This is a genomic window from Arthrobacter sp. SLBN-112, assembly GCF_006715225.1.
In the GTDB taxonomy this organism is placed as follows: domain Bacteria; phylum Actinomycetota; class Actinomycetes; order Actinomycetales; family Micrococcaceae; genus Arthrobacter.
Genome location: NZ_VFMU01000001.1, coordinates 1,473,987 through 1,486,781, shown reverse-complemented (window position 1 = coordinate 1,486,781; position 12,795 = coordinate 1,473,987). Strand labels below are relative to the sequence as shown.

Here is a 12,795-nt window from a genome sequence, read left to right as displayed (position 1 = left end):
GTGCTGCTGTTGTACCGGGCGCCGACACCCCCGTGCACAACCGTTGGTTCAGATTATTGCAGGGCGGCGCGGAGGCGAAACCGGCACTGCACGCGGGCGGGTCTTGACGGGTCCCGGGCACGGCCTACGGATCGAAGTGCGTGCTCACTGCCCCGGCACTGACCCGGCCCAGGATCCCGGCGGCAACGTCCCGCAGCTTCTGGTTCCGGTGGCTGGACGCCTTGGTGAGCAGGGCCATGGCTTCCTCCTGGCTGCACCGGTTCTGCCCCATGATCACGCCGCAGGCAAGGTCGATGGTGGTACGGCTCGCCATGGCGGCCTTCAGGTCGTCTGCCAGGCTCTGGGTATCGGCAATCCGCAGCGCCAGTCGCAGTGCACGGGATGCGAGATCGGCAAACCCTTCAGCCCGGTGGACGATGTCGGGAGCAAAGACGTCCGGCTCCGTGGCGAAGAAGTTCAATGCCGCGGACTGGTGTTGATCCAGGGCAAGGGGGACGCCAAGGACGCTGCCGCAGCCATTCTCGGCCAGGACTTTCTGGTAGTTGGGCCAGCGGTTATCAGTCTCCACATTCGAGAGGACCATGGGCCGCATGACCTCCAGCGCCGCGAGGCACGGGCCCTCCCCCAGGGCCTGCTCCAGCTTGTCCAGGATGACGGCGCGTTCACTGCTGCCGGCAATGGTGACGCTGCGTTTGCGGCGCCGGAGGGTCACTCCGCACTCGATGGGCGCGCCTGCGTCACCGCTGAGTGTGGAAGCGGCAACAGCGGACAGCTCCGTCAGGAAGTCAGCCACGTTGCTGCTGCCGATGATGAGGTCGTGCAGTTGGACGAACTGGTCGTCACTCTTGATGGTGCCCATCCCCCAATATAGGCATGATGCCCGGCCGTTTGCGCGCCACAAAACGTCATTCCCGCGGGCCCCGGTTACTCCGTGCGACGAAAAGAGAAGGACTAAGGCGGAAATCTGCGGCGGTCCGTCCAGGCTGTGTAGCCTCATGACGATCCAAGGCACGGCAACTGAATGGAGGAAACCGCAGATGAGCCTGAGCGAACTGCGGGTGTTCGGACGGTCGGGAACCCCCATCAGTCCCCTCACCCTTGGCACCATGAATTTCGGCGAGGGGACCGGGAGCTCCCAGGGCGCCCCCACCGGCGCGGATGAAAGCATCCGCATCATCCACGCGGCCCTGGACGCCGGCATCACGGCAATTGACACTGCTGACGTCTACTCGCAGGGCGAGTCCGAGCAGGTGGTGGGCAGGGCGCTCCGCGGCCGGCGGGACGACGTCTTCCTGGCCACCAAGTTCCACGGCCAGATGAGCCCCAATCCGGCGCACTCCGGGAATTCCCGGCGCTGGATCATGCAGGCCGTCGAGGGCAGCCTGCGGCGGCTGCAGACAGACCGTATCGACCTGTACCAGGCGCACCGGCCGGACTACAACACTGACGTGCTGGAGACCATCACCACCCTCAACGACCTGATCCGCCAGGGCAAGATCCTGTACTACGGCACCTCCGTGTTCACCCCGGCCCAGCTTGTGGAAGCGCAATGGCTGGCCACCACAAACCACCTGATCCCGCCGCTGGGCAACCAGGTTCCGTACTCCATGCTGGTCCGCGGCAATGAACGGGACGTCCTGCCCATCGCCCAGCAGTACGGCCTGGGGGTGCTTGCCTACGGCCCGCTGGCCGGCGGCTGGCTGTCCGGCAGCTTTGTCCTCGAATCAGGCAAGCCGCCCACCCGGGTCCACACACTGCCCGGCCGCTACGACATCTCGGGGCCCTCGAGTGAACGGAAGCTGCTTGCCGCGGACTCACTGGCCCGGCTGGCGGACAAGCTGGAGCTGTCCCTGGTGGACCTGGCCGTGGGATTCGCCCTGACCCATCCCGCCATCAGCAGCGTGATCATCGGCCCGCGCAACAGCGAGCACCTCCAGGCGTACCTGCGTGCGGCGGACGTCCAGCTGGGCGAGACGGTACTGGACGCCATCGACGAGCTGGTGCCGCCGGGAACCAACTTCGTGGAGCGGGACGCGGGCGCCATTGTCCCGTCCATCGAGTTCGCGGAATTGCGGCGGCGGTAAGCGGCTCCGAGCCCCGGGCCTGAGGCACGCCCGCTCCCAAAGGCCGCAGTTGACTCCCTGCGTTCTTCATCCCGGGCGTGCACGGCCCACGAAGGGTTCACGCAGTCGTCAGACGCCTGGAACAATCCGTTGACTTGTCTTGTGGACATCCTTTAGCGTTCCTGTCACTGACAACGTTGTCAATATGACAAGACGCGCGATGAAGGGCGACCCACACATGAAACCCACTGCACTAAGAATGAAACAGGGAAGCGCAATGCTGACCCTGGCCGGGTTCTCGCTGGCGGCGGCACTCGCAGGAGCCGGGCCCGTCCAGGCCACGGCGTCCGGCTTGGACGCACAGCCGGGCGGCGAGCCTTACCGGCCGGCAATCCACTTCACCCCGTACCAGAACTGGATGAACGATCCCAACGGGATGGTGTTCCACAAAGGGGTCTACCACCTCTATTACCAGCACAATCCTTCCGGCAACACCTGGGGCAACATGTCCTGGGGCCACGCCACCTCCACCGACCTCACGCACTGGAAAGAGCAGCCGCTGGCCATTGCCACTGATGACCAGCAGGACATTTTCTCCGGCAGCGTGGTGGTGGACAAGAACAACACCTCGGGCTTTGGAACTCCGGAGAACCCTCCGCTGGTGGCCGTATTTACCAGCGCCTACAAGGACGCTTCCCCGTATCGGGGGCTTCAGGCACAGTCCCTCGCATACAGCCTGGACGACGGCCAGACGTGGACCAAGTACAGCGCCAACCCAGTCCTGAACCGCAACTCCGCCAACTTCCGCGACCCCAAGGTCTTCTGGTTCGAGACTCCCGGCGGCGGAGGGTATTGGGTGATGGCCGCCGTCGAAGCCACCGACCACAAGGTCCTGCTCTACAAATCCACCAACCTCAAGGACTGGGGACTGCTCAGCGAGTTCGGCCCTGCCAACGCCACCGGAGGCCTGTGGGAATGCCCGGACCTGTTTCCGCTTGCGGTGGATGGGGATCCGGCCAACATCAAGTGGGTCATGGTGGTGAACGTCAACCCCGGCGGCGTGGCCGGAGGGTCTGCGGGCCAGTACTTCGTAGGCAACTTCGACGGCACCACCTTCACCTCGGAATCCACCAAGGCCAGCGATGCCCTGCCCCCAGGGACCCCCGTGGCCGGCTTCAACGACGGCACCTACAACGGCTGGACCGTCAGCAATGAGCCAGGCAACTGGAAGAACGGGCCATTCGGCGGTGTTCCCGCCCCCGGCACACTGCCGGGCCAAAATACTGTGACCGGATTCGCCGGCACCGGCCTGGCCAACTCGTTCAACGACGGCGACTGGCCGGTGGGGTCCCTGGCCTCGCCGGAGTTCACGCTCACCAGTGACTATCTCAACTTCCTGGTGGGCGGAGGCCAGCACCCGCGAATCTCGGACAAGCTGGACAACACTCCCCCACCCGGTGACCTGCTGTTCGACGGCTTTGAAGTTCCGGACGGAACCACACTGGCCGACGCCGGCTGGACCGGCACCGGGGACCTCGCACCGGTGTTCCAGCCCGCCACGGCCGGGGGCGACTTCTACATTGGAGCCAAACGGATCAATACGTTCGAAACCGGCGGCGCACCTGGCGACGACCGGCAGGGAACCCTGACCTCGCCGTCGTTCACCCTCAACCGCAACTTCATCAGCCTGCTGGTGGGCGGGGGCTCCCGTACCGCCGGGTCCGGACAGACCCTCGAGGCCCAACTCGTGGTCGACGGCCAGGTGGTCCGTTCACTCGCCGGAGATGACAGCGGACAGCTCAACTGGAAGGGATGGGACGTCTCCGAATTTGCCGGCCGGACGGCGCAGCTGCGGATCGTGGACCAGGCCACCGGGGGCTGGGGCCACCTGACGCTTGACCACGTGATGCTGACGGACCAGGCTGCCGTCCCGCGCTCGGACGAAACCACCGTGAATTTGGTGGTGGACGGCCATGTGGTCCGGACCGCCACCGGCGCCAACAGCGAGGTGCTGGACTGGGCGTCCTGGAACGTCGCCGAGTTCAAAGGCCGGGCGGCAAGCATACGGATCGTGGACAACAACCGCTTCGGCTGGGGGCATATCCTTGCCGACGAATTCATTGCATCCGCCAAACCGGCTACCCCTCGCCTGCAGACATACGACTGGCTGGACTACGGCCGGGACTATTACGCCGCCGTATCCTTTGCCAACATGCCACAGGACAAGCGGATCATGCTGGGCTGGATGAACAACTGGGACTATGCCAACAGCATTCCCACCTCTCCATGGCGCAGTGCCATGTCCCTGCCGCGCGAGGTGGGGCTGACCGAAACGGCTGACGGCCCGCGACTGGTGCAGAAGCCTGTCAAACAGGTGGACGATCTGGCCGGGAAGCCCGCCTACCAGGAAAAGACCGCCCGCAGCATTGCCCCCGGCACCACCGCCCTGCCCCAGGCGGCAGCCGGCCAGGTTCAGCGGATTGACCTGACCTTCTCGCCCGGAACGGCGTCCAGGGCCGGCATCTCCGTCCTTGGGCACGGCACCACCTCCACCGTGATCGGCTACGACGCCACAACCGGCGAAGTGTACGTTGACCGCAGCAACTCCGGGAACACCGCCTTCCATCCGCTGTTCACCTCGGTTGATGCCGCCCCCGTGCTGCCCGATGCCAACGGCAACATCACGCTGCGCATCTACGTGGACCGGTCCTCGGTGGAGGTCTTCGCCCAGAATGGACGCCGCACCATCACGGACCAGGTGTTCCCGGCAGACGGTGCCGGAGACGTGGCGGTTTTTGCCGACGGCGGCACCGCCATCCTCAAGTCCGTCACCGTCACCCCGTTGGACCAGGCCATGTTCACCACGCTGTCCAGGCCGGTGAAGGGCCACAAGTAGGAAGCCGGTTGAGGCGGCGGGGAAGGGAGCAGCCCCCCGCCGCCGCACAGGGCTTTCCGGCCGTCGTTACCGCCCACACCGGACACCCTTGACTAACTGAGACAACACTCCTACGGTCAATACCGACACCCGCGTCTCATGGAATCCAGGGGCATGCAATGCCAATGTCCGAAGAGGAGCGGAGGCTGCTCAAGGAGCTTGAACTGGGGCTTATCGCCGATGATCCCCACCTGGCCATGGAGCTGCTCTCCGGTTACCCGGCCCGCCGCTTTCCGGCAGGCCTTTTCTCTGGCTTAGCCGTTTGCCTGATTGCGCTGGTGCTCATCATCGCGGGAATCGGCAGCCAGGCACCTGCCGCCGTCGTCCTGGGTATCCTGCTGCTGGGGCTGGGCGCCTGCCTGCTCCTGAACCGGCCCTTCCTGGACAGGCTGCGGCGCCGGGAACAGCCCACGGGCTGACGGGCGTGCCGTCCTGGCCGGGCCACGGCCGCGGGTTCTGCCGGTGCCTGGCGTCAGAATGAAAAGGCTCACCAGGACGACGGCGGCGCCAAGCCAGCCAAGTGCCGGGAGGCGCTCCCCCACCACCAGCACCGCGAGGACCGCGGCCACTACCGTTTCCAGCAGGGAAATGCTGGTGGCCGCGCTCGCCCGGATCCGGGCCAGTCCCCAGCCGAACAGGACGTACCCGATGAACATCGGGACGACGGCCATGTAGGCGCCCACGGAGAAGTTGGTCCATGACTGGAGCAGCGGTCCTCCCGTTGCGGCAAGCACCGGCATCAGCAACAGCCCTCCGAACCCGAAAACCGTTCCCATGGCTGCCCTCGACGAAATACCGGTGGCAATCAGGCGGTGCGAGGCCCAGGAATAGAGCGCGTACGTGCCGCCGGCCACCAGTCCCAGGAGGATGCCGGCGGTGGTGGCCCACGAACCGGCAGGTTCGGAGGCTGCCGGGTTATGGCCTGCAGGGCTGTGGCCGGCAAAGGACAGAAGCCCGGCGCCGGCAACTCCCAGCACTGCCCCGACGATCCACCGGCGGGTGAGGGGCTTCCGGTCCGCAAACCTCTCGATCAATGCCGCCACGATCGGGGCTGAACCGATGGAGACCACCGTTCCCACCGCTACTCCCGAAAGATGCATGGAGCTGTAGAAGGCAAGGGGGTAAACGGCAACGGCTGCCGCCGCCACGGTAACCAGCCGCCCCCGTTCCAGCAGGCCCGGGCCCTGGGACGCAATGTGCCGGGCGGCATAGACTGCCTGCAGGAGTCCGCCCACACCCATGGCGGCGGCTCCGATGGCAAGCGGGCTCACCGCCGGAGCAAAAGTGGCCGCGGTCCCCGTGGTCCCCCAGAGGATTGACGCCGCAGCCACGAACAATGCGCCCCACAGCGGCGCGTTTGCTTGGCTTCGCTGCGTTGTCACAGGCCTGCCAGCATCCTGGCAGCGATGGCGCGGGCGTCCTTGAGCCTCGCGTCCTGGCCTTCGAGCCCTGCCCTGGCCATGGCACCCTCCAGCAGGAAGGACAGGTGCCGGGCAAGTTCCGCTGCCCGTTCCTGCTCGTCCGGCAGCAGCTCAACCAGATGTTGTGCCAGCAGGCCTTCCACCTCTTCCTTGTGCTGCCGGACGGCAAGTCTCCCGGGGTGGCCCGCGGGAAGTTCCGCTGCCGCATTGAGGAGTCCGCAGCCGCGGAAACCATGGACGTAGGCGAAGTTGGCATGGTCCAGGTAGGCATCGAAGACGGCCAATACGCCGTCGCCGGCGCTCGCCGCGGTTTCCATCCTCTTCGAGTAGAGGGCCAGCCATTCACCATGGCGTACTTCCAGGTAGGCCGTCACCAGCTCGGCCTTCGAAGCGAAGTTGTTGTACAGGCTCTTCTTCGCCACTCCTGCTTCCGACGTGATGGTGTCGATGCCGGTGGCGGTCACGCCCTGGGCGTAAAAGAGGCGGGCCGCGGAATCAAGCAGCAGCTGGCGCGCCGGGCGCCGGGGTGGGACGGAAACGCTTGGAGTGGCCACAATGAACCCCGTTTCTTGTAGGTAGACCAGTCTACCTACAAGAAACACGGTCCTGCGCCAACCTTCCGGCCGCGGCCCTTGGCGCACCGGCTCCTTGGCGCACCGGCTCCTTAGTGCGCTGGCTCCTTAGTGCGCTGGCTCCTTAGTGCGCTGGCTCCTTAGTGCACTGGCTGCAGCCAGGTCAGGACGGAACCATCCTCTTCGATATGCTGCGCCAGCTCGCCGTTGAACCGTGCACCGTAGTCGGCCGTGATGTGCTCCTGGAATGCAGCGTCGTCCCCGTAAACCTCGAAAACGAAATACTCGCGCGGGTTGCTTTCACGGGTGTAAGGCAGGAAGAGCTGATTGCCGGGCTCGCGGCGGACATGCTCGGTGAGCTCGCGCATCATCTCGGCAACGCGGTCTTCGCTGCCGGGCTTGACGGTGAATTCGGCGTAGAGCGTCTTGGTCATGGTTGTCCCCTTGGTTGGTAGGTGGTGGGTGGGCAAAACTGCGGGACTTACTCCGGGGGCCGGATCTCCCCGGATCCCCGCTCAATAAGTTCGGACGGAACGACGTAAGTCCCGGGCGGCCGGTTGTCACCGTCGATCCTGGCCAGGAGCCTTTCAGCGGCAAGCTTTCCAATCCGGTCCGGATGCTGGGCAATCACCGTGACGCCGGGGTCCATCATGTCCGCCAGCGTGAAGTCGTCGAACCCCACCAGTGCCACCTGGCGGCTGAGCCCCAACTCCTTCAAGGCGCGCATCACCCCGAAGGTGACGAGGTTCTGGCTGGAGAAGATGGCGGTGGGCGGGTTTTCGCCGCGGAGCAGTTCAAGGGCCGCCCGCCGGGCTGATTCCTCGTCGTGAAGGCCCTCCCGGACGGGAATGGTGGTGGTCGAAATCCCCGCGCGCCCGAGCTCCTCGATGAAGCCGCGGCGGCGTTCGCGCGCCGTCTGGATGTCCGTCCGGTCGCCAAGGTAGGCCAGCCTGGTGTGGCCATGTGCCAGCAGGTGCGCGGCAGCAGTTGAGGCGCCGACGGCGTTGTCCGTCACCACAGCATCCGCGTCGATCCCCACAGGCTCCCGGTCGATGAACACCATGGGCAGGTCGCGGGAATGCTCCGGGATGGCATAGGCCTGGCTCCTGGCAATGGGGGTCAGCACCAGGCCGTCCACCCGCCGCCCCAGGAAGGCCGCCACCAGCGCCTTCTCACGGTCCGGGTCGTCGTCCAGGCTGGCCGCGAACACGGCAATGCCGCGGGCCGTCATGGCATCCTCCAGGGCACGGTGGATCTCGCTGCTGAAGGGGTTTGCAACACTTGGCAGCAACAGCCCAATGGAGAGTGTCTGCCGCCCCGCACGGCGAAGGCTGCCTGCAGCCATGTCCAACTGGTAGTTCAACTGCTGGGAGGCGCCGAGGACCCGCTGCCTGGTTGCCTCCGAAACTCCCGGCTCATCGTTCATCACCCGGGACACCGTCTTGATGCCCACTCCTGCCAGTGCCGCAACGTGGCGCATGGTGGGCCGGCCCTTGCCCGGGTCCGCCAGGTAACGATTAGACATCGTTGTCACAAGATCGTCCTTCATCATCGAATTTCTATTGACTCTACCCTGTGACGCTGATTACATGATGCCTGACATCGTTGTCATCGACCAGCACGGCTTGAGAAAAAGTGCTTGAGAAACAGGAGATTCAAAGATGAGTTCCATTCGCTCCCGCTCCACCGCCCGCCGCCTGATGGCCGCAGGCGCAGTCCTGACACTTGGCACCCTGAGCCTGACCGGCTGTGGCGGAAGCTCCAGCGCCGGTTCCAGCACCGGCGGTGCCGGCGACGGAAAGGTGGGCGTCTCCCTGATTGTCAAAACCACCACCAACCCGTTCTTCGTCTCCATGCAGGACGGCGCCAAGAAGGCAGCCGAGGCTGACGGGGTGGACCTGAAGCTCGCAGCCGGCAAGGCAGACGGTGATGAAGACACGCAGATCCAGGCGATTGAGAACGCCATCTCCAAGGGAGACAAGGGCATCCTGATCACCCCCAACGGCCCCTCAGTGGTGGACGCGCTGAAGAAAGCGAAGGACGCCGGCCTGTTCGTCATCGCACTGGATACTCCGCCGGACCCGGCAGACGCTGCGGACATCACCTTCGCCACGGACAACTTTGCCGCCGGCCAGCTCATCGGTAAGTGGACGGCTTCACAGCTCGGCGGCAAAAAGGCCACGATCGCCCTGCTGGATCTCTTTGACGACAAGATTGTATCCGTTGACTACAACCGCGACCAGGGTTTCCTGGCCGGGCTCGGCATCGATACGGCGGACAAGAAGAAGAACGGCGACGAGGCCAAAACCGGCAAGTACACCGGAGGCAAGAGCGGCGACTACGAGATCGTTGGCAGCCAGGCCTCCGGCGGCAACGAGGACGGCGGCCGCACGGGCATGGAAACCCTGCTGTCCAAGAACCCCAACATCAACGTCGTGTACACCATCAACGAGCCAGCCGCAGCCGGGGCCTACGAGGCCCTGAAGTCCGCAGGCAAGGAGAAGGACGTCCTGATTGTCTCGGTCGACGGCGGCTGCAGCGGCGTGGACAACGTCAAGTCCGGCGTCATCGGTGCCACTGCCCAGCAGTACCCGGTGAAGATGGCCGAGATGGGCGTGAAAGCCATTGTGGAGCTGGCCAAGACCGGCAAGAAGCCGGCCAACTCCGAAGGCCTGGACTTCTTCAACACAGGCGTGGAACTCGTGACAGACAAGCCGGCTGACGGCGTCAAGAGCATCACCACCACCGACGCCGGCAATATCTGCTGGGGCAAGTAAGCAGGCCGGCAACCCATGTCAGGAGTACCAGTGACCCAGCAACAGACTGCAGGACCGCCCGCGGCCGGGCAGGCCGACCTCGCCGGCGAATTCCTCGACCGGCAGACCCCGCTCAGCCGCATCCGGAACATCCTGCACCGCTACCCGGCCCTCAGCCCGGCAATCGTCCTGATTGTCGCCGTCGTGGTGTTCGGCCTCCTCAATGACCGCTTCCTGCGCTTCGAAAACCTGTCGCTGATCACCCAGCAGGTGTCCGTGGTGGGAACCCTGGCGATAGCCCAGACCCTCATTATCCTCACCGCCGGCATCGACCTTTCCGTCGGCGCAGTAATGATCCTCGCGTCCATGGTGGTGGCGCAACTGTCCGTAGGCAGTGGCGTCCCCGGACCGCTGGCCCTCCTCCTGGGCCTGGTGGTGGGCCTCGCCGCCGGCGCGCTGAACGGGTTCCTGGTCACCCGGTTCCGGCTGCCGCCGTTCATCGTGACACTGGGAACCCTCAACATCTTCATCGCCCTGACCCTGCTGTACTCGGGCGGTTCCACGGTGCGCGGCTCCAGCATGCCCGGCCTGCTCACCTGGACCGGGAGCACCTTCCCCGTAGGCCCGGTCCGGATCTCCACCGGCGTGGTGATGATGCTCCTGCTCTACGTCGCCGTCGCGTTCATCCTGGGCAAGACCGCCTGGGGCCGCCACGTGTACGCGGTTGGTGACGACAAGGAAGCTGCCCGCCTGGCCGGCATCCCCGTCAACCGGGTCCTCATGAGCGTCTACCTCGCCGCCGGCGCGGTGCTGGCCATCGGCGCCTGGATCCAGATCGGCCGCACCAACGCTGCCAGCCCCAACGCCGGGGTGGACTTGAACCTCGACTCGATCACCGCCGTCGTAATTGGCGGCACCAGCCTCTTCGGCGGCCGCGGCTCCATCTGGGGTTCGCTGCTGGGCGCACTGATCGTGGGCGTCTTCCGCAACGGACTCTCCCTGGCCGGCCTGGACGTGCTCTATCAGACCCTCGCCGTGGGCGTCCTTATCATCCTCGCTGTGTCCATCGACCAGTGGATCCGAAAGGTGAAGTCATGACCGCCACGTCCGTGGAGCCGGCCGGCACAAACGTCCGCCAACCCATCCTGCAGGCACGAAACCTCGTCAAGACCTTCGGCAAGGTGGTGGGCCTGGACGGCGTCAGCCTGGACCTCTACCCCGGCGAGGTCCTTGCCGTGATCGGCGACAACGGCGCCGGCAAATCCACCCTGATCAAATGCCTTACCGGCGCCGAGATCCCGGATTCGGGTGAACTTTTGGTCTCCGGCGAACAGGTCCACTTCAAGCGGCCGCAGGACGCCCGGGCCCACGGCATTGAAACGGTGTACCAGAACCTCGCCGTATCTCCGGCCCTGGACGTTGCCTCCAACCTGTTCCTGGGACGCGAGGAACGGGTGGCCGGCCCGTTAGGCAGCATCTTCCGGGTGTTGGACACCAAGGGCATGCGGCGCAAGGCCAAGGAAGAGCTGACCCGGCTGGGCATCTCCACCCTCCAGGACGTCACGGTGCCCGTAGAGAACCTCTCCGGGGGCCAGCGCCAAGCCGTGGCGGTGGCCCGCGCAGCGGCTTTCGGTTCCAAAGTGGTGGTCCTGGATGAGCCGACGGCGGCCCTTGGCGTGCGGGAATCGAACCAGGTCCTGCAGCTGGTCCGGGACCTGCGCGACCGGGGGCTGCCCGTCATCCTGATCAGCCACAACATGCCGCATGTGTTCGACGTCGCGGACCGGATCCATATCCAGCGGCTGGGCAAGTGCGCGGCCACCATCACCCCGCAGTCCCACTCCATGACGGACGCCGTGGCCATCATGACCGGCGCGGCAACCGCCTGACCGGACATCCCACCCACCCCCAACACACCGTCCGCGGGCCTGCCACTCCTCGAGTGGAAGGGTCCGCGGACGGTTCCATGAAAGGCACCCCATGCGCCCGCAACCCTTCCGCCACCCATCCGGCACCGCCATCCCCGGGGCGCGGCCCGACGTCGTTGTTATCGGCGAGGCCCTGGTGGACATCGTCTCCACCCAGAACGGCACCGCCGAACATCCAGGTGGCTCTCCAGCCAATGTCGCCTACGGCCTGGGCCGCCTGGGCGTGCCCACGGCGCTGCTCACCTCACTGGGTGAGGACCAGCGCGGACACGCAATCGAGGAGCACCTGGCGCGTGCCGGCGTGGAACTCCTGCCCGGTTCATGGTCAGCCGGCCGGACCGCATCGGCTACCGCCACCATCGCCGCAGACGGGTCCGCGACGTATGACTTCGACATCGCGTGGGAACCGGCCCTGGTGGCGCCGGCGTTCCTGCCGCGGATTCTGCACACGGGTTCCATCGCCACCTTCCTGGCGCCGGGGGCGACGGCGGTACGGGAACTTTTGGAGCAGTCGCACCGCGAGTGCATGGTCACCTACGATCCCAATATCCGCCCCGCCCTGCTGGGCAGCCACAGCGAAGCAGTGGCGCTGTTTGAGGACCTGGTCCCGCTGACAGATGTGGTGAAGCTCAGCGACGAGGATGCTGCCTGGCTGTACCCCGGCCGGAGCATCAAGGACACTGCCGGACGCATCCTCCGCTTGGGCACCCGGCTCGCGGTGGTCACGCGTGGCGCGGAAGGCTCACTGCTGGCCACCGGCCCGGAAACCCTGCACCTTCCGTCCGTGCCGTCGGTTGTGGCCGATACGATCGGCGCCGGCGACTCCTACATGGCCGCCCTGGTTTACGGACTGCTGACCAGGGGAACCGACGGCCTGGGCCGGGACGCCGTGGAGAACCTTGGCCTCCTCGCCTCCCGCGCTGCGGCCATCACCGTCCGAAGGCCCGGGGCCAACCCGCCCAGCCTCGCCGAACTCGAGGCAGGACTTCCGGAGGAGCTGGCAGAAGTGTCTTGACATGCCCGGGACCCTCGCTCTAAATTCAAGATACTTATTTTTAGAGCGAGGCTCCAATGCTCAACCCGATAGAAGTGCTCAACCACGTAAAAGTGCCCACTCGGC

General features: G+C 65.7%; 11 protein-coding genes and 1 pseudogene. 7 read left to right on the top strand and 5 right to left on the bottom strand.

What is annotated here, in order from left to right; all coding sequences use genetic code 11:
* Positions 1 to 124: 124 nt before the first annotated feature.
* Complete coding sequence (locus FBY33_RS06980; protein WP_142029935.1) at positions 125 to 859, bottom strand: GAF and ANTAR domain-containing protein; 735 nt, start codon at positions 857 to 859, stop codon at positions 125 to 127.
* Between the two features lie 178 nt (positions 860 to 1,037).
* On the opposite strand from FBY33_RS06980, the gene FBY33_RS06975 reads away from it, so the two are divergent.
* The 3 genes and pseudogenes from FBY33_RS06975 to FBY33_RS20615 all read left to right on the top strand — a co-directional run.
* The gene (locus FBY33_RS06975; RefSeq protein WP_142029934.1) at positions 1,038 to 2,084 is read left to right on the top strand and encodes an aldo/keto reductase; all 1,047 of its coding nucleotides are present in this window, start codon (positions 1,038 to 1,040) and stop codon (positions 2,082 to 2,084) included.
* A gap of 238 nt (positions 2,085 to 2,322) precedes the next feature.
* Entirely contained in the window at positions 2,323 to 4,959 is a 2,637-nt protein-coding gene (locus FBY33_RS06970) for a glycoside hydrolase family 32 protein (RefSeq protein WP_142029932.1), read from the top strand.
* Between the two features lie 158 nt (positions 4,960 to 5,117).
* Positions 5,118 to 5,297 (top strand): annotated as a pseudogene (locus FBY33_RS20615) (DUF3040 domain-containing protein); the annotation flags it as partial.
* Here FBY33_RS20615 and FBY33_RS06960 read toward each other — a convergent pair.
* From FBY33_RS06960 to FBY33_RS06945, 4 genes are all read right to left on the bottom strand, one after another.
* A complete protein-coding gene (locus tag FBY33_RS06960) occupies positions 5,253 to 6,380 on the bottom strand; it encodes a DMT family transporter (protein WP_200831333.1) in 1,128 nt (375 codons plus the stop codon). The pseudogene FBY33_RS20615 and the gene FBY33_RS06960 overlap by 45 nt on opposite strands.
* Entirely contained in the window at positions 6,377 to 6,973 is a 597-nt protein-coding gene (locus tag FBY33_RS06955; protein WP_142029929.1) for a TetR/AcrR family transcriptional regulator, read from the bottom strand. The genes FBY33_RS06960 and FBY33_RS06955 overlap by 4 nt, the downstream gene beginning before the upstream one ends.
* Before the next feature lie 158 nt (positions 6,974 to 7,131).
* Positions 7,132 to 7,425, bottom strand: a complete 294-nt coding sequence (locus FBY33_RS06950) for a putative quinol monooxygenase (RefSeq protein ID WP_142029927.1) — start codon at positions 7,423 to 7,425, stop codon at positions 7,132 to 7,134.
* Positions 7,426 to 7,472: 47 nt separating this feature from the next.
* The gene (locus FBY33_RS06945; RefSeq protein WP_142032608.1) at positions 7,473 to 8,471 is read right to left on the bottom strand and encodes a LacI family DNA-binding transcriptional regulator; all 999 of its coding nucleotides are present in this window, start codon (positions 8,469 to 8,471) and stop codon (positions 7,473 to 7,475) included.
* Positions 8,472 to 8,691: 220 nt separating this feature from the next.
* Here FBY33_RS06945 and FBY33_RS06940 point away from each other — a divergent pair, with 220 nt between their 5' ends.
* From FBY33_RS06940 to FBY33_RS06925, 4 genes are all read left to right on the top strand, one after another.
* A complete protein-coding gene (locus FBY33_RS06940) occupies positions 8,692 to 9,768 on the top strand; it encodes a substrate-binding domain-containing protein (protein ID WP_442858346.1) in 1,077 nt (358 codons plus the stop codon).
* Positions 9,769 to 9,798: 30 nt separating this feature from the next.
* On the top strand, positions 9,799 to 10,845 hold the full coding sequence (locus FBY33_RS06935) for an ABC transporter permease (protein ID WP_142029924.1): 1,047 nt from the start codon (positions 9,799 to 9,801) through the stop codon (positions 10,843 to 10,845).
* Positions 10,842 to 11,636, top strand: a complete 795-nt coding sequence (locus FBY33_RS06930; protein ID WP_142029923.1) for an ATP-binding cassette domain-containing protein — start codon at positions 10,842 to 10,844, stop codon at positions 11,634 to 11,636. Before FBY33_RS06935 ends, FBY33_RS06930 begins: the two co-directional genes overlap by 4 nt.
* A 91-nt stretch (positions 11,637 to 11,727) precedes the next feature.
* On the top strand, positions 11,728 to 12,690 hold the full coding sequence (locus FBY33_RS06925; protein WP_142029921.1) for a carbohydrate kinase family protein: 963 nt from the start codon (positions 11,728 to 11,730) through the stop codon (positions 12,688 to 12,690).
* The last annotated feature ends 105 nt before the right edge of the window (positions 12,691 to 12,795 follow it).